Raw genomic sequence first — 25,887 nt, forward strand, 5'->3', positions numbered from 1 at the left:
TGCGGTCACTTCATTTTTAGGGGAGGTACAAATGAAATCTTTGTTTGAAAAGGAAGAACGGTACTGGAGCGGCAAGTTTGACGCCGATGACAGCCTGAGCTTCCTTCCCTACAGTCAATCCTCCAAATTATACGCCGACGGGGAAGCTGTGGCCGAGCCGGGTTTGCTTCACCGTACTCTGCCGAGCGAACTCTCGGAGAGAATCATTTGCCTCGCCAACGGTTCGGATTTGGCTTTGTACATGATTGTTTTGGCAGGAGTAAAAAGTCTGCTGTTCAAATATACCGGGCGGGACCAAGTGCTGGTCGGCATGCCTTCTTATAGCGCAGACCCCGACGGGACTCCGCCGCCGCATGACATCTTGGTGATCAAGACGTCCGTAAGCCGCCAGACTACGCTGAAAACGCTGCTCGGGGGCATCAAAGCTTCCATCGGCGAGGCGCTGGAGCATCAGCACCTGCCTTTTCGGAAAATGGTGGAGCCGCTCCATCTGGACTATACGGGGGACGGCCTCCCGGTCGTCAACACCGTCGCATCCTTCGCCCCGATTCATCCGGAACCGCTGGGTAACCGGGTGGCGGCCGATACAGTTTTTCGCTTCGACCGTCAAAACCACTCCATTGAGCTGGAAATAAGCTTTGACGGGCAGCGGTACGAGCGGGCATTTGTGGACCAGGCGGCCGACCATCTTGTTCGGCTGCTGTCCGTGCTTTTATTTCAGCCGGATCTGGAGCTCGGACAAGCCGATGTGCTGTCCCCAGACGAGAGGGAGACGCTGCTGAAGCGATTTAATGACACCGAAACCGGGTTCGAGCGGGGGAAAACGATTTACGGCTTGTTCGAAGAACAGGCGGAGCTTTACCCGGACAACGTGGCCGCCGTCATGAACGAGCGGCAGCTGACCTACCGCGAGCTGAACGAGCGATCCAACCGCCTTGCGCGGAAGCTGCGAAAGACGGGAGTAGAAGCGGATCAGCTGGTAGCGATTCTGGCCGAACGCTCGCTCGATATGGTCGTCGGCATTCTGGCGATTCTCAAAGCGGGCGGAGCCTACGTGCCTGTCGATCCCGACTACCCGGAGGAGCGCATCCGCTTCATGATTGAGGATTCGGGCGCGCCGTTATTGCTGATTCAGAAGCATCTGCATGAGAAGACCGACTTCGCAGGAACGCGCCTCGAATTGGACGATTTCGTTTGGGGCGACAGAGGGGCGGACTCCGCCGATGCGCTGGACGCTTCGAACCTGGAGCCGATTTCCGGGCCGGGCAACCTGGCATATGTCATCTACACGTCGGGAACGACCGGCAGACCGAAAGGAACGCTGATCGAGCATAAGAACGTCGTGCGCCTCCTGTTCAACGACAAGAACCTGTTCGACTTTGGGCCGTCCGACACGTGGACGCTGTTCCACTCGTTCTGCTTCGATTTCTCTGTCTGGGAAATGTACGGAGCGCTGCTGAACGGAGGCAAGCTGGTCATCGTACCGCCGCTGACGGCGAAAAATCCGGCCGATTTCCTGGCGCTGCTGGGCCGCGAACAGGTCACGATTTTGAACCAGACGCCAACGTACTTCTACCAGCTGCTGCGTAAGGTCTTGGCGGACCATCCGTACGATCTGCGGATTCGCAACGTCATCTTTGGGGGCGAAGCGCTGAGTCCGCTGCTGCTCAAGGGCTTCAAGACGAAGTACCCGGAGACGAAGCTGATCAATATGTACGGCATTACCGAGACGACGGTTCACGTGACATATAAGGAAATCACGTGGGTCGAAATGGAGGCGGCGAAGAGTAATATCGGCAAGCCGATCCCGACGCTGAGGGTGTACATCCTTGATGAAAACCGCCGCCCTGTGCCGATTGGCGTAGCGGGCGAAATGTACGTGGCCGGGGAAGGCCTTGCGAGAGGATACCTGAACCGTCCGGATCTGACGGCGGAGAAGTTCGTCGATTCCCCGTTTGCGGAGGGGGAGAAACTGTACCGCTCGGGTGACTTGGCGGCTTGGCTGCCGGACGGCAACATCGAATACCTGGGCCGGATCGACCACCAGGTGAAAATCCGCGGGTACCGGATCGAGCTGGACGAAATCGAGACGCAGCTGCTGAAGATCGCCGCCGTGCAAGAAGCCAAGGTGCTCGACTGCGACGACGCGAACGGCCATAAGCAACTTGTCGCTTATTACGTCGCAGAAACGAGGCTGGCGGCGAATGAACTCAAAGAGGAGCTCGCCAAGCAGCTTCCGGGTTATATGATTCCTTCGTACCTCGTGCAGCTTTCGCGGATGCCGCTGACCCCGAACGGGAAAATCGACCGCAAAGCGCTGCCCACGCCGGAGGAAGCCGCGGACGGAGGAACGGAATATGTCGCGCCGAGAACGCTGCTCGAAATGAAGATCGCCCGCGTCTGGCAGGATACGCTTGGCGTTCCGCAGGTCGGCGTAAAGGATAACTTTTTTGAGTTGGGTGGCAATTCGTTAAGTCTGATGAGGCTCGTTCAAGCCGTTTACGATGAAACGGGCATTGAGATACCGCTGAACCGCCAATTCCATCATGTAACCGTTGAGGCCATGGCTTTCGGAGAGGGGGATCAGGGCCTGGATAAAGGGGGAGACTCCTTCATTAAGTTGAATAAAGCAGGAGATCTGAACGTGTTCTGCTTCCCTCCGGGCAGCGGCTTTGGCATCGGTTATCGAGAGCTTGCAAGCAGGCTCGACGGCGGGTTCGTGCTCTACGGCATTGATTTTATCGACGATGCCGTCGATTACGAGGCCATGCTGAACCGTTATGTGGACGAGATCGTCCGCATCCAGCCGGAAGGACCTTACGTGCTGCTCGGCTACTGCTTTGGAGGCAACCTGACGTTCGAGGTAGCCAAAACGATGGAGAAAAGAGGCTATTCCGTAACGGACGTGCTCATGGTGGACTCGTGGATTAAGGACACGCTGACGTCTTCCGAAACGTCGGAGAAAGAGCTTGAAGAAATGCTTGCCGATTTCGACGAAGAAGAGAAGGAATTAATGAGCAACCCGCTCGTGCGGGAGCGGGTTCATCGGAAGGTCAAAGCGACCTTGGCGTACGAAGCGCAGCTTATTAATTCCGGCACGATCCCGGCCCGGATTTACGAACTGATTGCGAAGGACAGCGAAGCGTTCCGCCTGGAGCACCAATTGCCTTCCTGGCGGGGGGCAACGACGCAAGCTTACGCCGATTACCGGCTGGAGGGTGCGCACGAGGAATTGCTGGAACTCGCGCGCGTGGAAGAAACGGCCGTCGTCATCCGGGACATCTTAGAGCAAGTCAAGCGGCAGATCGAAGCGGAGGCCGGGGTACTGCATGGAAGCTGACCGCCAGCCGTCTGTTCTAGAACAAGGCACAGCGGCGCCTTCCAAGCGTCAAACCGCTTACGCCGCCTGGAAAGCGTTCCGCTGGTTGATGTCCTATGTAAGCCGTCACAAAGGCTGGATGATCGTCGGTGTCTTGTCCGCGATTGCCGCCGCCGTTATTGAGATATGGACGGGAAGTTTGATCGAGCAGCTGACCACCCAGGCCGAGAAGGGGGCGGGGCCAATCGTTCTGCAAATCGTGTACACGGTCTTTGTGGTCATCTTGATCGGTGTGCCGGCGAAGTTTTTCATGAGCTTCGGCGTGGAGCGAAGCAGCGCCTCTGCGGTGCAGGATATCCGCAACCATGTCATGCGTCATATCGGCAAACTCCCGGTCTCCTATTTGGAAAAGCAGCACTCCGGCGACGTATTGTCGCGGATCAACAACGACCTGCAGCTCATCCAGCAGTTTATGATTCGGGACCTCGCCCAGTGGTTTTATCATCCGCTGTTGTTCATCGGCTGTTTCACTTATTTGATCTACCTCCAATGGGAGCTGATGCTGTACAGCCTGCTGTTATTTCCCGTAGCGCTGCTGGTTTCCCAATGGATCGGCAAGCAGTTGGAGCGGTTGACGGAGGAAGCCCAGGCGAACATGGGCCGAATGAACGTCAACCTCCAGGATACACTTGGAGGTATGCCTATTGTAAAAAGCTACCTGCTATCCGGCATGTTATCTCGCTCCTACCAAGTGCTGCTGCAATTGACGGCTCAAAAAAAGCTGGCCGTGAAAAAGCGGGAAGCCTGGGTCAACCCGCTGCTTTCCACGCTGATGATCAGCCCGATCATTTTCGCCGTCAGTTACGGAAGCTATTTGATCTACAAAGGGCAGCTAGGCGCGGGGGAGCTGATCGCCTTCCTGTACTTGCTGAATCTGTGTCTGGAGCCGCTGGAGCATATTCCCGAGCTCATCACGCGGACGTTCGAAATGGCCGGTGCCCTGAGAAGGGTCTCCGAAATCGTCGAGCAGCCGACCGAAACGGAAAATGGCCGTTCGCTTCCGAAAGCGAGCGCCTCCCCCATCGAGTTTCAGAACGTAACCTTCGGGTATGAGGAGAGATCCCCGATCCTGCGGAATGTTAGCTTCTCTGTGCCGGAAGGGAAGACGATCGCGCTTGTCGGAGCGAGCGGCGGAGGGAAGAGCACGGTGTTTAAGCTTGTATACGGCTTTTATCCGCTTCCGGAGGACCAGGGCGAGATCCGCGTGTTCGGCAGCCTGATCCACGGCGCCGATCCGGAGCAGCTTCGGTCGCATTTTTCCGTGGTAACCCAGGATTCATATTTGTTTAGCGGCACGATCGCTGAAAATATCGGCTACGGGCGGGAAGTAGCGTCGATGGACGAGATTATCGAAGCCGCCAAAGCCGCTCAGGCGCATTCCTTCATTATGCAGCTGCCCGACGGCTACCAGACGTATGTCGGAGAGCGCGGAGGCTTTTTGTCCGGCGGGCAGCGCCAGCGCATTGCAATGGCCCGGGCTTTTCTGAAGGATGCTCCCGTTCTGCTGCTGGACGAGCCAACGTCGGCTCTTGATCCGGAGTCGGAAAGCGCGGTTCAGGAAGCACTGGGCGTATTGATGAAGCAGAGAACGACGATGGTTATTGCCCACCGGCTTTCTACAGTACAAAACGCCGACGAAATTTGGGTCATGGAACAGGGGAGTATTGTTGAAAAGGGCACTCATGAACAATTGTTGAAGATGAAGGGACTGTACGCCCAGTCGTACTATCAGGAATTTACTGAGTCTGCCGAACGCAGGGAGGTGGCGTACACATGAAAAAGGGCGGATGGCTCTCGCAAGTGAAAGAACTCGGCTACTTGCTGATGTTTATGAACCGCAAGCGCAAAACCCAGTACGCCATTGGCTTGGCCGTGACGGCGCTCACCCAGACATTGTTCCTGATCGCCTTCAGCTTGGTCGTACATAACTTGGTTGATTTCGCCGTGTCCCGAGATACGTCCCTGATGGTGGAAGCCTTTATTATTTTGGGCGCGGCCTTGTTCCTGGAAAATGTGATTTCTCCCTGGTTCATTTACTTAAACCAGCGCAGTGTCGAGCTGACTGTGCTGAATATCCGCGAACGTCTTTATGACAAGCTGTGCCGGGTGCGGCCGAGATTCCTGGAGCAGACGCACCATGGGGACTTGCTGTCGCGGGTGAACAACGACGTAACGACCGTTGAGTTTACATTCTCGCAGGTTTACTTCGTTTTGCTGCTTCAAGTTGTCTTTTGCATCGGCTCCATTGTCTCCATGGTGTTGATCGATTGGCGGTTTGCCGGCGTATCCTTCGTCATTCTGCTGCTGTCCTCCGTGGTCAGTCTGAAATTTGCGCGGGATATTCGCGCCTTGTCCGAACAAGGCTTGCAAACGCTCGGTAAAATGACCGAAAAATTCAAAGATTTTATGGGCGGCATTCAAATTGTGAAGCTGTTCCGCATCCGCACGATTTACGGCCAGTACGAGGCGTTGAACGAACAAATGACGCAGACGCTTCGGCAAACCGCGCAGAAGAACGGCATGCAGGCTGCGGTGAATCATTTTATCAGCTACGTCACGTTCTGCGGCATCATCGTCATCGGCAGTCTTCTTTATGCCTACGGACTGATGGGAATGGGAAGCGTCGCCGCCCTGGCGGTTCTGCAAGTGAATCTGACGCACGCCTTGTTGAACTTGGGGATGGTTCTGTCGATGACCCAAAATTCGCTCGCGGGCGCTCATCGGATTCAAGAGGTACTAAGAGAGGAAGAGGAACCGGAGCGTTTGGGATCTCCTCACAGCGAGCTCGTGTCGGAGGCTGCGGTGGAGTTTCGCGATGTGGAATTTTCCTATCAGGCGGACAAAAAGGTGCTTGTCGACATCTCCATGCAGGTGTTTCCCGGCCAGGTCGCCGCTATCGTGGGGGCCAGCGGCAGCGGCAAAAGTACGCTGATCAAGCTGCTGCTCGGCTTTTATCCTGTGGACAGCGGAGAAATCCTGCTCCAAGGCAAACCGTTCGGCCATTACACGCTGGACGAAATCCGCAGGCAGATTGCATACGTTCCGCAGGAGCCGTTCTTGTTTACCGGCACGATTGAGGAAAACATCCGCTACGGCAACCCGGATGCAACGGATGAAGAAGTGATCGAAGCGGCCAAAGCGGCGTACGCTCACCATTTCGTTCAGGAACTTCCTGAACAGTATAAAACGCCGGTGGGAGAGAGAGGAGCGTCGTTGTCGGGCGGACAAAGGCAGCGAATTGCGATCGCCCGGGCGATTCTCAAAAACGCCCCGATTCTGCTGCTGGACGAAGCGACTTCCGCGCTGGATAACGAATCCCAGCATTGGGTACAGCAGGCCCTGAACGTATTGATGAAAGGGCGCACCACCATTCTGATCGCCCACCGTCTCAGCACCGTGGAACATGCGGATTTGATTACCGTCATGAACCAAGGGACGGTCGTCGAGCGGGGCCGCCATCAGGACCTGCTGGCGCTCGGAGGTTTTTACGCCCGGCTGTACGGCTAGATCCGCTTTACGGCGGGCGGCTTCTTGCTCGCGAATGCGACAGAGTCTTTTAGTAATCCAAGGTATGACTTTATAACCGGTAGTTACCAGAAAACGTAGACACGAAAAATGAGGAATGGAGCCGTTCCGGGAATGGCCTGCGCGGTTCTTCTAAGAGTGACTAAGTGACATCTAGGTACAAAGCCTATCTATAAAGAATCTCTAAACCGGGAGTGTGTCGATGTGACAGAGAATACCAACGAGCAATATGGATTAACGCAAGCCCAGCGCCGAATATGGTTCATGGAAATTATGAATCCGGGAACGTCCATCACGATGCTTTCCGCGACCTACCAGATTACGGGCGAGATCAACACACAGCTTCTGAAGCAAGCGGCGGCAGAGATCGTCAAAACCTATGACGTTTTCCGAATCCGCATTAGCGGGGATTTGCAAAATCCAACGCAGTGGTTCGAAGAGCTGGAGAATGTCCAAGCTAGGATAAGCCGCCTCGAAATAGGCACAATCGAACAATTCTATGCTTGGGTGAAGGAAGTAAGCGAAAAACCGGCCAGCGTGTTCGACGAACACCTCTACGAATTTACGATTATTCATTTTGCGAACGGCCAAGTATGGCTCAATTTGACGGTAAACCATATTATCGCCGACGGCTTGTCCGTCAATGCTTTGCTGCATGCGGTGATGGAAAAATACCTGGAACTGCGCAAAGGCATCTCCAGCAGTTACCAGCCCCCTTCCTATCTAGATTATATTTCCGCGGAGCGTGAATATGAGCAATCGCAGCGTTATCAGAAAGGCAAGGAATACTGGCTGACGAAGTACAACACTTTGCCTGAAACGACCGGCATTAAATCGTATCCGCCATTCTCGATCGGCAGCGAATCCAATAAACTGTCCATCACTTTGGACGGTTCCCGGTATGAACGCATTCTGGCCTTCAGCGAACAATATCAGGTCAGCTTATATACATTATTTCTGTCCGCCATGTACGCCTTATTGTACAAGCTGACCGACAGCACCGATGTTCCGGTCGGCACGGTTTTTGCCAATCGCACCAGCAAGAAGGAAAAAGAAACGATTGGCATGTTCGTCAGCACCGTGGCTACGCGGATTCGTCTGAATCCAGACAGGAACGTGCTTTCCTTGATCCAAACGGTTTCCAAGGAAAATACGGCGGATCTGCGGTATCAGAAATACCCTTATAACCAATTGATCCAGGATTTACGCGAACAACACGGCCGCAACGATCTTTCGGGGCTGTTCCGCACGTCTCTGGAATATCTGCCTTTGAAAATCGTGGAGTACGAAGAAATCAAGGTACGCCTGGAGGCTCACTTCGCTAGGCACGAGATGGACGATTTGCTGCTGCGCTTCGACCATATGCTGAATGAAGGACATGTCATTCTCCATGCTTCCTATCGTACCGGCTTGTTCGAGACGGCCGAGATTGATCGGATTATGGAACAGTATGTAACCGTTCTGGACCAGTTTCTTCAGACTCCCGAACTGCCGGTACGCGAGATTTCTCTGCTGAGCGATGAGGAGAGACACCGCATTCTCAACGTTTTTAACCCGCCGGTGGCAGGGCTGAGCGAGGGAGAAGCGTTTCATCGGTATGTTGAAAAGTTTGCTCGAGAAATTCCAGATCATCCGGCAGTCGTCTACATGGACAAACAGCTGACCTACGGCGAATTGAACGAACGCGCCGAGCGGCTGGCTTCTCTCCTTCGCGAACAGGGCGTGGGAAGGGAGACGATTACGGGGATCTGGGCGGAGCGTTCGGTGGAACTGCTGGTCGGGGTGCTCGCCGTTTGGAAAGCCGGCGGAGCCTATGTACCGCTGGACCCCGATTATCCGGCGGAGCGGATTGAGTACATGCTCAGCGATAGCGATGCATCGGTGCTGCTTACGCAGCGTCATCTGTTGGAGCGGGCCGGAGGTTGGTTGGCCGATGACCGGCTGAAGCTTCAAGCTGTCTATGCCATGGACGATGAACAGATTTATAACGGGGATGCCTTAGCCGTGGAATTTGAATCTGCCGACAGCGCCCCGCAAGACTTGGCTTATGTGATTTACACCTCGGGTACGACGGGACGCCCGAAAGGCGTCATGATCGAGCACGGCAGTCTCGTGAATACGGCGGATGCGTACCGTCGCGAGTACCGGTTGGATCAGTTTCCGGTGCGGCTGCTGCAGCTGGCCAGCTTCTCGTTTGACGTGTTTGTCGGAGACATCGCGCGGACGCTATATAACGGAGGCACGATGGTGATTGTGCCGAAGGATGACCGGATTGATCCGAACCTCTTATACGGCTGGATTCGGGACCAAAGCATTACGGTATTCGAATCGACGCCTGCGCTCATCCTGCCGTTCATGCAGCATATTTATGAAGAAGGGCTGGACGTTAGCTCCATGCAGTTGCTGATTACCAGCTCGGATGCTTGCAGTGTCACCGATTACCGATTGCTGCAGGAAAGATTCGGCGGACAATTTCGCATCATCAACAGCTATGGAGTTACCGAAGCGGCCATTGACAGCAGCTTTTACGGTGAGCCGCTGGATAAGCTGCCGCCGTCGGGTCATGTGCCGATCGGCAAAGCATGGCTGAACGCCCGGTTTTACATTGTCGATGCCGCGTTAAAGCCGGTTCCTGTAGGGGTTCCGGGCGAGCTTGTCATCGGCGGCGCCGGGGTGGCGCGCGGGTACTGGAACCGTCCGGACCTAACCGCCGAGAAGTTTGCGGACAGCCCGTTTGTGCCAGGCGAACGTCTGTACCGGACAGGCGATTTGGCCCGCTGGCTGGAAGACGGCAACGTCGACTTCATCGGCCGAATCGACTATCAGGTGAAAATTCGCGGGTTCCGGATCGAACTCGGCGAAATTGAAACGGCCCTGCTGCGTTTCCCGGGCGTCAAGCAGGCTGTGGTGACCGACCGTACGGATGAGCAGGGGCAAAAGTATTTGTGCGGCTACGTGGCGGCGGATGCTTCCGTGCAGCTGAGCGATCTGCTGTCCCAATTGAAGCAAGAGCTGCCGGCCCATATGGTCCCGGCCCGGCTGGTGTCTCTTGATAAGCTTCCGCTCACGCCGAACGGCAAAATTGACCGTAAGGCGCTGCCTGAACCGACCGGAGAGGTAGAAGCAGGCCGTGAGTATGTGGCTCCTCGCACAACGCTGGAAACAAGACTTGCTCTCATTTGGCAGCAGGTGCTGGGTATTGCGCGAGTTGGAGTCCAAGACGATTTCTTTGACTTGGGTGGTCATTCCTTGCGGGCCTCCACGCTGGTTTCCAAGATTCGGAAAGAGCTGCAAGTCGAGGTTCCGCTGCGGGAAGTTTTCCGCTACACCACGATCGAACAGTTGGCCCAAAGAATCGGCGGTTTAAGGCAGCAGGAGACGTATGAGATTACAAAGGCGGCTGAGGCCGAGTACTATCCGGTTTCATCCGAACAAAAGCGTCTGTACGTCCTGCGCCAGCTTGACGGGGCCGAGCGCAGCTACAATATGTCGGCGGCGCTTCTTCTCGAAGGCAAGCTGGACCGCACGCGCGTCGAGCACGCGTTCCGGGCGCTGATTCAGCGCCATGAGACGCTGCGTACCGGAATCGAGCAGGTTCAAGGCGAGCTTGTCCAGCGCATCTATGACGAGGTGGAGTTTGCTGTGGATTATTTCCAGGCGAGCGAGCGGGAAGTGGAGCAAGTGGTGGAAGCTTACTATCACCCGTTTGATCTGACCAAGCCGCCACTTCTCCGCATCGGCCTGATCGAAGTCGCCGAGGATCGCCACATTCTGCTGTTCGATATGCACCATATCGTCTCGGACGGCATTTCGACAGCGCTGCTCTTCGATGAGTTCAGCCGCCTGTATCGGGGCGAGGAGCTGACCCCGCTGCGCATTCAATACAAAGATTATTCCGTTTGGCAGCATTCCGAAGCTTACGGGCAGATGCTCCAGCCGCAGAAGGAGTATTGGCTGGAACAGCTGTCGGGCGAGCTGCCGGTCTTGGAGCTACCGACGGACTTCCCGCGGCCTGCGGTGCAAAGCTTTGACGGCCGAACCGTGAAGTTTTATATCGAGAAAGATCGGACGGAGAAGCTGAAAGAGCTGGCGGCACGGACAGGGACGACCCTGTACATGGTGCTGCTGTCGGCTTACACCATCCTTATGCATAAATATTCGGGTCAGGAAGATCTGATCGTAGGAACGCCGATTGCCGGAAGAACGCAGGAAGAAGTGCAGCCGATCGTAGGGATGTTTATCAACACGCTGGCCATTCGCAGCCGTCCGGAGCGTTCCAAGCCGTACCTTTCGTACCTGGAAGAAATCAAGGACATCACGCTCGGGGCTTTCGAACACCAAAATTATTTGTTCGAAGACTTGGTGGAAAGTCTTCACATTCCGCGCGCGACCGGCCGGAATCCGCTCTTTGACACGTTCTTCTCCCTGCAAAATACGGAGAACGAGCAAATTGTCATCGAGGGGCTGGAGCAATCATTTTATCCACTGGAAAACCAAACATCCAAGTTCGAGCTACTCCTGGACATTTCGGAGCTGGACGGTCAGCTCGAATGTCGGTTGGAGTACGCTACGGCTTTGTATAAACAGGAGACCGCGGAGCGGTTCGCCAGACATTATGACAAGCTGCTTGAAACCATCGCAGCAGCGCCGGACGGGGATATTGCCTCGCTGGAAATGCTCACGGAGGAGGAAATCCACGAGCTGGTGCGCGGTTTCAACGATTCGGAGGCGGACTACCCGCGGCAGCAGACGATTCACGGCCTGTTCGAAGAGCAGGTGGAGCATTACCCGGATAACGTGGCCGCCGTCATGAACGAGCACCAGCTGACCTACCGCGAGCTGAACGAGCGATCCAACCGCCTTGCGCGGAAGCTGCGGGAGACGGGAGTAGAGGCGGACCAGCTGGTAGCGATTCTGGCCGAACGCTCGCTCGATATGGTCGTTGGCATTCTGGCGATTCTCAAAGCGGGCGGAGCATACGTGCCTGTCGATCCCGACTACCCGGAGGAGCGTATCCGCTTCATGATCGAGGATTCGGGCGCGCCGTTATTGCTGATTCAAAAGCATCTGCACGAGAAGACCGATTTCGCAGGAACGCGCCTCGAATTGGACGATTTCGTTTGGGGCGACAGAGGGGCGGACTCCGAAGGTGCGCTGGACGCTTCGAACCTGGAGCCGATTTCCGGGCCGAGCAACCTGGCATATGTCATCTACACGTCGGGAACGACCGGCAGACCGAAAGGAACGCTGATCGAGCATAAGAACGTCGTGCGGCTCCTGTTCAACGACAAGAACCTGTTCGACTTCGGGCCGTCCGACACGTGGACGCTGTTCCACTCGTTCTGCTTCGATTTCTCCGTCTGGGAAATGTACGGAGCGCTGCTGTACGGAGGCAAGCTGGTCATCGTACCGCCGATCACGGCGAAAAATCCGGCCGATTTCCTGGCGCTGCTGGGCCGCGAACAGGTCACGATTTTGAACCAGACGCCAACGTACTTCTACCAGCTGCTGCGTGAGGTCTTGGCGGACCATCCGCACGATTTGCGGATTCGCAACGTCATCTTCGGGGGCGAAGCGCTGAGTCCGCTGCTGCTCAAGGGCTACAAGACGAAGTACCCGGAGACGAAGCTGATCAATATGTACGGCATTACCGAGACGACAGTTCACGTGACGTATAAGGAAATCACGTGGGTCGAAATGGAGGCGGCGAAGAGCAATATCGGCAAGCCGATCCCGACGCTGAGGGTGTATGTCCTGGATGAAAACCGCCGCCCTGTGCCGATTGGCGTAGCGGGCGAAATGTACGTGGCCGGGGAAGGCCTTGCGAGAGGATATCTGAACCGCCCGGATCTGACGGCGGAGAAGTTCGTCGATTCCCCGTTTGCGGAGGGGGAGAAACTGTACCGCTCGGGCGACTTGGCGGCATGGCTGCCGGACGGCAACATCGAATACCTGGGCCGGATCGACCACCAGGTGAAAATCCGCGGGTACCGGATCGAGCTGGACGAAATCGAGACGCAGCTGCTGAACGTCGAGGGCGTGGAAGAAGCGGTGGTGCTCGCCCGTCAGGACGGCGGGGGCGAGAAGGCGCTTGTCGCCTACTTTGTGGCGGACCGGATGCTGACGGTCAGCGAAATGAGAACCTCGCTGGCCCAGGAAATGCCGGGATACATGATCCCGTCGTACTTCGTGCAGTTGGAGCGTATGCCGCTGACGACCAACGGCAAAGTGGACCGCAAAGCGCTGCCGGAGCCGCAAGGCGGCATACAAACGGGCGTCGAATACGTAGCGCCGCGTAACCGGACGGAGTCCCAGCTTGTGAAGATCTGGGAGGAAGTACTGGGCTACTCCGGCATTGGAGTCCTGGACAATTTCTTCGAGCTTGGAGGCCACTCCTTGCGGGCGACGAACCTTGTCAGCAAGATTCAGAAGGAAATGAACGTCGAACTTCCGCTGCGCGATGTGTTCCGCTATACGACGGTAGAGTCGATGGCCGGGGCTATTGCCAGCTTGGAAGAAACGCGGCACTGCTCGATTCCGAAAGCGGAAGAGAAAGCGTACTATCCGGTTTCCTCCGCGCAAAAAAGGCTGTACGTCCTGCACCAGCTGGATAGCTCGGAGCTGAATTACAACCTCCCAAGCGCCTTGCAATTGGAAGGGGCTTTGAACGAGGTCAAAGTGGAAAAGGCGCTGACTACTTTGGTGGCCCGGCACGATATGCTGCGCACCGGTTTTGAAATCGTGAATGGGGAGCCGGTTCAGCGTATTCATCCGCTCGTAGCTTTCAAGGTCGAGAAGCTTCAAGCAAGCGAAGATCAGGTTGCGGCCATTCTTGAAGGCTTCATTCAGCCTTTTGACTTGACCCAGCCGCCTTTGCTGCGCGCCCTGCTGATCGAACTGGAGAAAGAGAAATTCCTGCTCGCACTGGATATTCATCATATTGGTTCCGACGGCCTTTCCATGGACGTGCTGCTGCGCGAATTCGTGCGGCTTTACAATGGGGAAGAATTGCCGGAGCTGCGGATTCAATACAAGGATTACGCCGTTTGGCAGCAATCCGAGGAGCAGCGCCAGCGCATCAAACGGCAGGAGGAATACTGGCGCGGGGTATTCAGCTCCGAGCTTCCGGTTCTTGAGCTGCCTCTCGACTTCTCCCGCCCGGCCGTTCAGCAGTTTGACGGTCAAACGCTCACGTTTACGCTGGATGCGGAGAAAAGCGAAGCTCTCAAACGGCTTGCCGGCGATTCGGGGGCAACGCTGTACATGCTTCTGCTGGCTGCGTACTCCGTATTGCTTCATAAATACGCGGGACAGGAAGATATAGTGGTCGGCACTCCGATTGCCGCCCGTTCTCACGCCGACCTGCAGCCGATTATCGGTATGTTCGTCAATACGCTGGCCCTTCGCTTGGGTCCGGCGGCGGAGCGGACGTTCCTGGATTACTTGCAGGAAGTGAAGGAAACGACGCTTGGAGCCTACGAGCACCAGGACTATCCGTTCGAGGAGCTGGTGGAAGCTCTTCAGGTGAGCCGGGATTTAAGCCGGAATCCTCTGTTTGACACCATGTTTTCTTTGCAAAAGCACGAAAGCTTGGATTTAACCCTGGAAGGCTTGCAATGGTCGCTGTTCGACATCGAGGAAAAGACGGCAAAGTTTGATCTTAGCCTTGATATCGTGGAATCCGATAACGAGCTGGTTTGCAAGATTGAGTACGCTACTTCGTTGTTTAGACAGGAAACGATGGAACGGCTGGCGGGTCATTACGAGCAGCTTTTGGCGTCGATCCTGGCTCAGCCGGGTGCGCGGATTTCGGATTTGGATATCTTGACGGACAGCGAAAAGCATGATTTGCTGGTCGGGTTTGACGTGTCGTCTTCGGCTCTTGCGAAGCAACCCGCCGCAGAGGGTACAGGTTTGGAAGCGAATGAGTCGTGGAGAGAGAGAACGTTCCACGAGCTGTTCGAGGAGCAGGCGGAGCGCACTCCGGGAGCGCTGGCGGTTGTCTACGAAGACAGCAAGCTGACGTATGCGGAGCTGAACGCCAAAGCGAATCGTCTAGCGTATGCACTGCGGGCGTGCGGGGTGAAGCCGGAGCAGGTGGTCGGCATTCTGGCCGGCCGTTCGGCGGAGCTGTTGATCGGGGTGCTCGCCGTATGGAAAGCGGGCGGCGCTTATGTGCCACTCGACCCGGACTATCCGGCGGAGCGGATCGAGTACATGCTCGCGGACAGCGGGGCGTCGGTACTGCTCACGCAGACCTGCCTGCTGGAGCAGGCGGAAGCTTGGCGCAGCGAAGGAGCTCTAGTGCTGCAAACGGTGCTTGCGCTTGACGACGCCGAGACGTACAGCCTCGGAGCGGCTGTGGGCGTACAAGCTTTGGGCGAAGCAGGCGCAGAGGCGGAGGCTTTGGCGCAAGCGGAAACGGCTGCTGCCGAAACGTCTGCCACGGCAGAAGCCGAGAAGAACGTACTAACGGCGGATCTCGCATCGAATCCGGCGAATGTGAACAAGCCGCGCGATTTGGCTTACGTCATCTACACCTCCGGTACGACGGGCAAGCCGAAGGGCGTGATGATCGAGCACCGCAGCCTGGTGAACACGGCGGCGGGCTACCGACGGGAATACCGGTTGGATCAGTTCCCGGTGCGGTTGCTGCAGCTCGCAAGCTTTTCATTCGACGTGTTCGTCGGCGACATTGCGCGGACGCTGTACAACGGCGGCACCATGGTCATCGTGCCGAAGGACGACCGGATTGATCCAACCCGCCTCTACGGCTGGATTCGCGACTACGCCGTGACGGTGTTCGAATCGACTCCGGCGCTGATCGTGCCGTTCATGGAGCATGTGCATGCCGAGGGCCTGGACCTCAGCTCGATGCATCTGCTGATCACAAGCTCAGATTCGTGCAGCGTAGCGGATTACCGTACCTTGCAGGAGCGCTTCGGCTCGCAGTTCCGTATTATTAACAGCTACGGCGTAACAGAAGCAGCGATTGACTCCAGCTTCTATGACGAGCCGCTGGAGAAGTTGCCGAAGAAGGGCAGCGTGCCGATCGGGAAAGCGTGGCTGAACGCCAAGTTCTACATCGTGGATGCGAATCTGAAGCCGGTGCCGATCGGAGTGTTGGGCGAGCTGGTTATCGGCGGAGCGGGTGTGGCCCGCGGTTACTTGAACCGCTCGGATTTGACGGCGGAGAAATTCGTAGACAGCCCGTTCGCCGCTGGGGAGCGGCTGTACCGGACGGGCGACCTGGCGCGCTGGATGCCGGACGGCAACGTGGACTTCATCGGCCGGATCGACAACCAGGTGAAAATTCGCGGCTATCGGATCGAGCTTGGTGAAATTGAAGCGGCCATGAAAAATTTTGCCGGCGTGCGTCAAGCGCTTGTCATCGACCGGACGGATGAGCGGGGGCAGAAATATTTGTGCGGGTATGTCGTAGCGGATTCCAGCTTCGATCTGGAAGGGCTTGTAGCCCATCTGGACGCCGCGCTGCCTTCCCATATGGTGCCTTCGCGCATCATGCGCCTGGATCAAATGCCGCTTACGCCGAACGGGAAGATCGACCGTAAAGCGCTGCCTGTGCCGGAAGGAAGCATTCGTGCCGAGGTTGCATACACCGCGCCTCGTACTCCTGCCGAGCAGGCACTTGCGTCGGTCTGGCAGTCAGTGCTGGGCGTGGATCAGGTCGGCACGATGGACAATTTCTTTGCGCTCGGCGGCGATTCGATCAAGGCCTTGCAGGTATCGTCCCGTCTTTTGCAAACGGGGTACAAGCTGGTCATGAAAGATTTGTTCCATTACCCGACGATTACCGCCCTTAGTTTGCACCTGCAAACGGCGGAGAGAACGGCAAACCAGGCCGAAGTGACGGGAGAGGTCATCTTGACCCCGATTCAGCGCTGGTTCTTTGAACAAAATCCGGCTGACGTGCATCACAGCAACCAGGCGTTCATGCAGTTCTCCAAGCAAGGCTTTGACGAAGAAGCTTTACGCCAAGCGGTGCGTCAGCTTGTTGTGCATCACGATGCTCTCCGTACGGTTTACCGCCAAACCGAGAACGGCTATACCGCCTGGAACCGCGGCGCCGGGGAGAACGAAGCGCTGTTCGATCTGGAAGTTGTCGATTTCAAAGGAGTCGGCGACGTGAAAGAAGCGGTAGAGGCTAAGGCGAATGACATTCAAGCGAGCATCGATCTGGAAAACGGTCCGCTGGTGAAGCTCGGCTTGTTCCGCTGCGACGACGGCGACCACCTGCTCATCGCGATCCATCACTTGGTCGTAGACGGCGTATCCTGGCGGGTTCTGCTTGAGGATTTTGCTGCCGGCTATGAGCAGGCGCTGCAAGGGCAGCCGATCCGTCTGCCGCTCAAAACGGATTCATTCCAAACGTGGGCGAAACAGCTCGCTGATTATGCGAACGGTCCGGCGATGGAAAGCGAGAGAGAGTATTGGCAGCATATCGAGCAATTGACCTATGAGCCGCTTCCGAAAGATTTTGAACAAGGCAGATCCAAGCTGAAGGACAGTGGGCTCGTGACCGTTTGCTGGTCGATGGAGGAAACCGAACAGCTGCTGAAGCAGGCACACCGTGCTTACCATACGGAAATGAACGATTTGCTGCTTGCCGCGCTTGGCCTCGCGGTACAAGCTTGGAGCGGCCGTGAACGCGTGCTGGTGAATCTCGAAGGCCACGGCCGGGAAGATATTTTGCCGGATGTGGACATTACACGCACGGTTGGCTGGTTTACAAGTCAATTCCCTGTTGTTCTGGAGCCGGGTCACGCCCAGGCGCTCGGTCATCAGGTGAAACAGGTTAAAGAAAGCTTGCGCCGCATTCCGAACAAAGGAATCGGCTACGGCATCCTGCGTCATTTGTCGGTGCCGCGTGACGGCGAGCGCTTTGCTTTGGAGCCGGAGATCAGCTTTAACTATTTGGGTCAGTTCGACCAGGATTACGAAAGCAGCGGCTCGCAGCCGTCTTTGTTCAGCCCGGGCTCCGATTCAAGCCCGAATGCAGTGATGGATTTTGTCCTCGATATCAACGGTATGGTGTCGGAAGGAGTGCTGGAACTCACGATCCGTTATGGGGAAACCCAGTATAAACGGGAAACGGTAGAGCGCCTAGGCACCCTGCTTCAATCGAGCTTGCGTGAAGTCATCAGTCATTGCGTATCGAAAGAGCGGCCGGAGCTTACACCTAGCGACGTACTGCTTCAAGATGTGACGTTGGAGGAACTGGAGCGGCTGGCCGAACATACGGCGGCGCTCGGCGAACTGGAGAATGTATACACCCTGACTCCGCTGCAAAAAGGGATGTTGTTCCACAGCCTGCTGGATGCCGATTCGGAAGCTTACTTCGAACAGGTGACCTTCGATCTATACGGAAGCCTGAATGTCGAAGCCTTCACCCAAGGATTGGATACACTGGTGCAGCGGAATGAGGCGTTGCGGACCAACTTTATTACCGGCTGGAGAGACGAGCCGATTCAAGTGGTATTCCGCGAGCGGAAGTGTGAAGTGTACTTCGAAGATATTCGCTCGGTAAGCGATGAAGACCCGGAGAAGACGATAGCCGATTTCGTCAGCGCGGATAAAGCGAACAAGTTCGATTTGGCCCGAGGCTCTCTTATGCGCGTGACAGTTTTGCGCACGGGCGACGAGTCCTACCATGTGGTCTGGAGTCACCATCACATTTTGATGGACGGCTGGTGCATGTCCTTCATGATCAAGGAAGTGTTCGACACCTACTTCGCGTTCCAGGAGAAGCGGACGCTGGAGCTTCCTCCGGCTACCTCGTACTCCCGGTATATCGAATGGCTGGAAGCTCAAGATGCCGCGAAAGCTTCGCGTTACTGGTCCGAGTATTTGGCGGGTTACGATCAGCAGACCAAGCTGCCCCAGGAGAAAACGCAGCTGAAGCAGGGCGCTTTTGAAGCGGCTGAAATCAATGTGGAACTCAGCAAGGAACTGACCGGGCAAATCGAGCGGGTGGCGCGCCAGCAGCAGGTGACGCTCAATACGTTCATGCAGACCGTTTGGGGGCTGGTTCTGCAGGTATACAACAACAGCGAGGATGTCGTATTCGGCTCCGTCGTATCCGGGCGTCCGGCGGAAATTCCGGGCATCGAAAGCATGATCGGCCTGTTTATTAATACGATCCCGGTCCGTATTCAAGGCAAAGCCGAGGAGACGGTAGCCGATATCTTGAGAAAAACCCAGGATCAAGCGCTGGCATCGGGAGCTTACGAAACGTTCCCGCTGTTCGAAATTCAGTCGCTGAGCGAGCAAAAGCGCGACTTGATCAACCATATCATGGTCTTTGAAAATTATCCGATGGAAGAACAGATTGAGCAGGTCGTCGGCGGAGACAAAGAAGCGCTGAAAATCGCTAATATCCAGTCGCCGGAGCAAACGAACTACGACCTGGACATTACCGTCATTCCAGAAGAGCATATTTTGCTGCGGTTTACGTACAATGCGCTGACGTTCAGAGAGGAAGACATCAGGCTGATCCACGGTCATTTTGCCCGGGTACTGGAGAAGGTTGCGGCTAACCCGAACATCCGCGTGAATCAGTTGGAGCTTTTGACGGCGGCGGAAAAAGAGCAAATTCTCGGCGCGTTTAACCCGGCGCAGCCGGAAGCGGCTCCGGCGGCCGCGTTCCACCGGCTGTTTGAGGAACAGGCGGAGCGCACGCCGGAAGCGGCGGCCGTCGTGTACGAGAACGACCGACTGACGTATGCGGAGCTGAACGAGCGGGCGAACCGCTTGGCGGCCACGCTGCGCGCAAGTGGCATCGGCCGGGAGACGATCGTCGGCATTCTCGCCGAGCGTTCGGTGGACTTGCTGGTGGCCGTGCTGGCCGTCTGGAAAGCGGGCGGGGCGTATGTGCCGCTCGACCCGGATTATCCGGCGGAGCGCGTGCGGTTCATGCTCGAAGACAGCGGAGCGAAGGTGCTGCTGACGCAAACGGCGCTGCGAGAGCGCGCCGAAGCCTGGCTCGGCGAAGAGGAGCTGGCGCTGGCGGCGGTGCTGTACCTCGACGACGAAACCTCGTACAGCGAGGAGCGGACGAATGCCGACAGCTTCCATGAAGCCCGTCCAGAGGACCTGGCGTACGTGATCTACACGTCGGGAACGACGGGCAAGCCGAAGGGCGTGATGATCGAGCACCGCAGCCTGGTGAACACGGCGGCGGGCTACCGGCGGGAATACCGGTTAGATCAGTTCCCGGTGCGGCTGCTGCAGCTCGCAAGCTTCTCGTTCGACGTGTTCGTGGGAGATATCGCGCGGACGCTGTATAACGGAGGCACGATGGTGATTGTGCCGAAGGACGACCGGATCGATCCGTCTCGTCTGCACCACTGGATGGAGCGGGAACGGGTCACCATCTTCGAATCGACGCCGGCGCTGATCGTGCCGTTCCTGGAGTACGTGCACGAGCAGCAACTGGATATGAGCTGGATGGAGCTGTTGATCACGAGCTCGGACAGTTGCAGTGTGGCGGATTACCGGACCTTGCAGGAACGCTTCGGCTCGTTGTTCCGGATCATCAATGCTTACGGCGTGACGGAAGCGGCGATCGACTCCAGCTTCTACGACGAGGAGCTGGCGAAGCTGCCGCAGACAGGCCATGTGCCGATCGGCAAGGCGTGGCTGAATGCGAAATTCTACATCGTGGATGCGCATCTGAATCCGGTGCCGGTCGGGGTGCTGGGCGAGCTGGTCATCGGCGGAGTCGGAGTGGCTCGCGGGTACTTGAACCGTCCGGAGCTGACGGAAGAGAAGTTCGTAGACAGCCCGTTCGCCGCGGGCGAGCGGCTGTACCGCACGGGAGACTTGGCGCGGTGGATGGAGGACGGGAACGTGGACTTCATCGGCCGGATCGACAACCAGGCGAAAATCCGGGGGTACCGGATTGAGACGGGTGAAGTCGAAGCGAAGCTGCTGAGTGTAGGTGGCGTGAAGGAAGCGGTCGTCGTCGTCAGGGAAGGTCAAGAAGGTCAGAAAGCTTTGTGCGCTTATTATACAGCGGAAGAAGGCTTGACGGCGGCGGACCTGAAACGGGCGATCTCCAGCGAGTTGCCGGGTTACATGATCCCGTCGTACTTCGTCGAGCTGGAGCGCCTGCCTCTGACGCCGAACGGGAAAATCGACCGGAAGGCGTTGCCGGCACCGGAAGGGGGAGCAGGCGGAGGCCGCGAATACGTGGCGCCGCGCACCGAACTGGAGGCGAAGCTGGCCGCCATTTGGCAGGATGTGCTTGTTCGGGAGAAGGCGGTAGGCGTAACGGACAACTTCTTCGACATCGGCGGCCACTCCCTGCGGGCGACGACGCTTGTCAGCAAAATGCATAAGGAGCTAGGCGTTGAATTCCCGCTTCGCGACGTATTCCGCTACTCAACGGTTGAGGAAATGGCCGCGGCTATGGAGCGGCTGGAGATCGGCTCGTTCACAGCTATTCCGGCTGCGGAACCTAGCGAGTATTATTCGCTCTCTTCCGCTCAGAAACGTCTCTATATCTTGAACCAGCTGGAAGGAGCCGAGTTGAGCTACAACATACCGGGAGCTATGCTGCTTGAAGGGGAGCTCGACCGGCAGCGGTTTGAAGAAGCGTTCCGCGGGCTCGTAGCTCGTCATGAGACGCTGCGTACCGGCTTTGAGATGGTAAAAGGCGAAGCGGTTCAGCGGATTTACGAAGAAGCCGCCTTCCAGGTGGAATATGTGCAGATCAGCGGGGAGCAGGCGGAAGAAACGGTGCGCCAATTCGTTCGTCCGTTTGATCTAGCGAAGCCGCCACTTCTGCGGGTAGGCCTTGCCGAACTGGCGCCGGACCGGCACATTCTAATGTTCGATACGCATCATATCGTATCCGACGGCGTTTCGATTGACGTACTGATCGAAGAGTTCGTCCGCTTGTACAGCGGGGAGCAGTTGGAGCCGCTCCGCATTCAGTACAAAGATTATGCGGTATGGCAGCAATCGGACGAGCAGAAAGCTCAGCTTGCCAAGCAGGAAGCCTACTGGCTCGACATGTTCCGCGGAGAGCTGCCGGTTTTGGAATTGCCGACGGACTATCCGCGCCCGGCTATGCAGAGCTACGAGGGCCGCACGCTGCAATTGTTTATGGATAGCGAGAAAAGCGAGGGTCTGAAACGGCTTGCAGCCGAGAACGGCGCAACGCTTTACATGGTTCTGCTTGCTGGTTATACAATATTATTGCATAAGTATACAGGGCAAGAAGACGTGGTGGTCGGTACGCCGATTGCGGGAAGAAATCACAGCGACGTTCAGCCGCTGATTGGGATGTTCGTCAATACCCTGGCCATCCGCAGTTATCCGGCTGCCGGTAAAACGTTCCTTGACTACTTGAAGGAAATCAAGGAGACGACGCTGGGCGCTTTTGAACATCAGAATTATCCGTTTGAGGAACTGGTGGATAAGGTGAACGTAGCTCGCGATTTAAGCCGCAATCCGCTGTTCGATACGATGTTTGCTTTGCAGAATACAGAGAATTTGGAAATGCAGCTTCCCGGACTCCATTTGTCGACGTATGCCAGCGAAGAAATTGTTTCTAAATTTGATCTCAGCTTGGACGTCACGGAGATCGAGGAAGGCTTGGAATATCTGTTTGAATATGCCACTGCTCTTTATAAAACCGAAACGGTGGAGAAATTGGCTGCTCACTACTTGCAGCTGCTTGAATCCATTCTCCGCAACCCGTCGGCGACTATTGCCGAGCTAGGCATTTTGACGGCGGCAGAAAAAGAGCAAATTCTCGGCGCGTTTAACCCGGCGCAGCCGGAAGCGACTCCCGCGGTCGCATTCCACCGGCTGTTTGAGGAACAGGCGGAACGCACGCCGGAAGCGGCAGCTGTCGTGTACGAGAACGACCGGCTGACGTATGCGGAGCTGAACGAGCGGGCGAATCGCTTGGCGGCTACGCTGCGCGCAAGCGGCATCGGCCGGGAGACGATCGTCGGCATTCTCGCCGAGCGTTCGGTGGACTTGCTGGTGGCCGTGCTGGCCGTCTGGAAAGCGAGCGGGGCGTATGTGCCGCTCGACCCGGATTATCCGGCGGAGCGCGTGCGGTTCATGCTTGAAGACAGCGGAGCGAAGGTGCTGCTGACGCAAATGGCGCTGCGAGAGCGTGCCGAAGCCTGGCTCGGCGAAGAGGAGCTAGCGCTGGCGGCGGTGCTGTACCTCGACGACGAAGCGTCGTACAGCGACGAGCGGACGAATGCCGACAGCTTCCATGAAGCCCGTCCGGAGGATCTGGCGTATGTGATCTACACGTCGGGAACGACGGGCAAGCCGAAGGGCGTGATGATCGAGCACCGCAGCCTGGTGAACACGGCGGCGGGCTACCGGCGGGAATACCGGTTGGATCAGTTCCCGGTGCGGCTGCTGCAGCTGGCCAGCTTCTCGTTCGACGTGTTCGTGGGAGATATCGCGCGGACGCTGTACAACGGAGGCACGATGGTGATTGTGCCGAAGGACGACCGGATCGATCCGTCTCGTCTGCACTACTGGATTGAGCGAGAGCGGGTCACCATCTTCGAATCGACGCCAGCGCTGATCGTGCCGTTCCTGGAGTACGTGCACGAGCAGCAACTGGATATAAGCTGGATGGAGCTGTTGATCACGAGCTCGGACAGCTGTAGCGTGGCGGATTACCGAACCTTGCAGGAACGCTTCGGCTCGTTGTTCCGGATCATCAATGCTTACGGCGTGACGGAAGCGGCGATCGACTCCAGCTTCTACGACGAGGAATTGGCGAAGCTGCCGCAGACAGGCCATGTGCCGATCGGCAAAGCGTGGCTGAATGCGAAATTCTACATCGTGGACGCGCATCTGAACCCGGTGCCGGTCGGGGTGCTGGGCGAGCTGGTCATCGGCGGAGTCGGAGTGGCGCGCGGGTACTTGAACCGTCCGGAGCTGACAGAAGAGAAGTTCGTAGACAGCCCGTTCGCCGCGGACGAGCGGCTGTACCGCACGGGCGACTTGGCGCGGTGGATGGAGGACGGGAACGTGGACTTCATCGGCCGGATCGACAACCAGGCGAAAATCCGGGGGTACCGGATTGAGACGGGTGAAGTCGAAGCGAAGCTGCTGAGTGTAGGTGGCGTGAAGGAAGCGGTCGTCGTCGTCAGGGAAGGTCAAGAAGGTCAGAAAGCTTTGTGCGCTTATTATACAGCGGAAGAAGGCTTGACGGCGGCGGACCTGAAACGGGCGATCTCCAGCGAGTTGCCGGGTTACATGATCCCGTCGTACTTCGTCGAGCTGGAGCGCCTGCCTCTGACGCCGAACGGGAAAATCGACCGGAAGGCGCTGCCGGCGCCGGAAGGGGGAGCAAGCGCAGGCCGCGAATACGTGGCGCCGCGCACCGAACTGGAGGCGAAACTGGTCGCCATCTGGCAGGACGTGCTCGGGCCGGTCACGATTGGCGTGACGGACAACTTCTTCGACCTCGGCGGGCACTCCCTGCGGGCGACGACGCTGGTCAGCAAGGTGCACAAGGAGCTGAGCGTGGACCTGCCGCTGCGCGATGTGTTCCGGCACTCGACCATCGAAGCGATGGCCGAAGCGATCAGCCAATTGGAGCGGCAGGAACACCTCTCCATTCCGGTTCTGGAAGAGAGGGATTACTATCCGCTTTCCTCCGTGCAAAAACGGCTGTACATCCAGCAGCAGATGGAAGGCGCCGAGCTTAGCTACAACATGTCCGGCATGACGGTTCTCGTCGGGCACTTGGAACGGAATCAATTCGAGGCGGCGCTCAAAGGATTGATAGCTCGTCACGAAATTTTGCGAACCGGTTTCGAAATGGTCGACGGCGAACCGGTACAACGGATTTATCCGGACTTGAAGTTTGCCGTCGAGTATACGAAAGCGACGGAAAGTGAAACGAAGAGCATCGTAGACGGCTTTGTACGCGTCTTTGATTTGGAGCGGCCGCCGCTGCTGCGTGTGGGCTTAGTCGAATGGGAAGCGGAACGGCAACTGCTCATGCTGGACATTCATCATATCGTCACGGATGGCATGTCGATGGGCATCTTTGTCGAAGAGCTGCTGCGCCTGTATAACGGCGAGACTCTGGAACCGCTTCGGATTCAATACAAGGAATTCGCCGCTTGGCAGCAGTCCGAACCTGTAAAAGAGCGACTGAAACGTCAGGAAGCCTACTGGCTGGACGTGCTGGAAGGCGAACTGCCGACGCTTGAACTGCCTACGGACTTTGTCAGACCTACCGCTCGCAGCTTTGAGGGAGATGTGCTGCCTTTCAGCATCGACAAGCAGATGACCGACAGCTTGCAGCGCATCGCCGATGAGAACGGCGCCACCCTTTATATGGTGTTATTGGCGGCCTATTCAATCCTGCTCAGCAAGTACTCGGGACAAGAAGACTTCATTGTAGGCATGCCGGTTTCGGGCCGCACACATGCCGACCTAGAGCCGCTCATCGGAATGTTTGTCAACACTTTGGCGATTCGCCATTATCCGTCCGGGGAGAAGACGTTCCTCGCTTACTTGAATGAAGTCAAAGAAACGATGCTGGGGGCCTACGACCACCAGGATTATCCGTTCGAGGAGCTTGTGAAAAAGCTGCAGGCGCCGCGAGATCAAAGCCGCAATCCTGTATTCGATGTCATGTTTGTTCTGGAAACCAAGGAAGATAACGTTCAAAGCTTCGGGGATATCAAGATCGAATCTTATCCGGAAACTCATACGGTTTCCCAATTTGATCTTACCTTGGTCATTTCGTTGCTGGATGAGGGAATGAACGGGCAGTTTGAATATGCTACCAAGTTGTTTACTCGCAATCTGATCGACAATTTCGCTCAGGACCTGCTCGTGATCATCACCCAAATTTGCGAACAGCCTTCGGTGCTGTTGAAGGATATTTCCCTGAACGGGCAATCCGAACAGGAGCAAGATGTGCTAGAGGCCATTGATATTATTTTCTAATCCCTTACCCG

General features: G+C 56.7%; 4 protein-coding genes. All 4 read left to right on the top strand.

The window, feature by feature from the left end; translation table 11 throughout:
• Positions 1 to 31: 31 nt before the first annotated feature.
• The 4 genes from JOD82_RS20735 to JOD82_RS20750 all read left to right on the top strand — a co-directional run bounded on the left by JOD82_RS20735 (position 32) and on the right by JOD82_RS20750 (position 25,876).
• Entirely contained in the window at positions 32 to 3,340 is a 3,309-nt protein-coding gene (locus tag JOD82_RS20735; protein WP_209949865.1) for a non-ribosomal peptide synthetase, read from the top strand.
• The gene (locus tag JOD82_RS20740) at positions 3,330 to 5,156 is read left to right on the top strand and encodes an ABC transporter ATP-binding protein (protein ID WP_029517530.1); all 1,827 of its coding nucleotides are present in this window, start codon (positions 3,330 to 3,332) and stop codon (positions 5,154 to 5,156) included. The genes JOD82_RS20735 and JOD82_RS20740 overlap by 11 nt, the downstream gene beginning before the upstream one ends.
• Positions 5,153 to 6,886, top strand: coding sequence for an ABC transporter ATP-binding protein (locus JOD82_RS20745; RefSeq protein WP_069012670.1), 1,734 nt, complete (start codon positions 5,153 to 5,155; stop codon positions 6,884 to 6,886). The genes JOD82_RS20740 and JOD82_RS20745 overlap by 4 nt, the downstream gene beginning before the upstream one ends.
• 222 nt (positions 6,887 to 7,108) lie before the next feature.
• Positions 7,109 to 25,876: a non-ribosomal peptide synthetase gene (locus JOD82_RS20750; protein ID WP_209949866.1), complete on the top strand. Its 18,768-nt coding sequence runs from the start codon at positions 7,109 to 7,111 to the stop codon at positions 25,874 to 25,876.
• Positions 25,877 to 25,887 lie beyond the last annotated feature (11 nt).

Source organism: Paenibacillus sp. 1182, from assembly GCF_017833915.1.
Taxonomy (GTDB): Bacteria; Bacillota; Bacilli; order Paenibacillales; family Paenibacillaceae; genus Paenibacillus; species Paenibacillus polymyxa_D.

Coding starts and splice junctions, on each gene's coding strand:
- JOD82_RS20735 (WP_209949865.1), top strand. CDS start 32: ATGAAATCTTTGTTTGAAAAGGAAGAACGGTACTGGAGCGGCAAGTTT.
- JOD82_RS20740 (WP_029517530.1), top strand. CDS start 3,330: ATGGAAGCTGACCGCCAGCCGTCTGTTCTAGAACAAGGCACAGCGGCG.
- JOD82_RS20745 (WP_069012670.1), top strand. CDS start 5,153: ATGAAAAAGGGCGGATGGCTCTCGCAAGTGAAAGAACTCGGCTACTTG.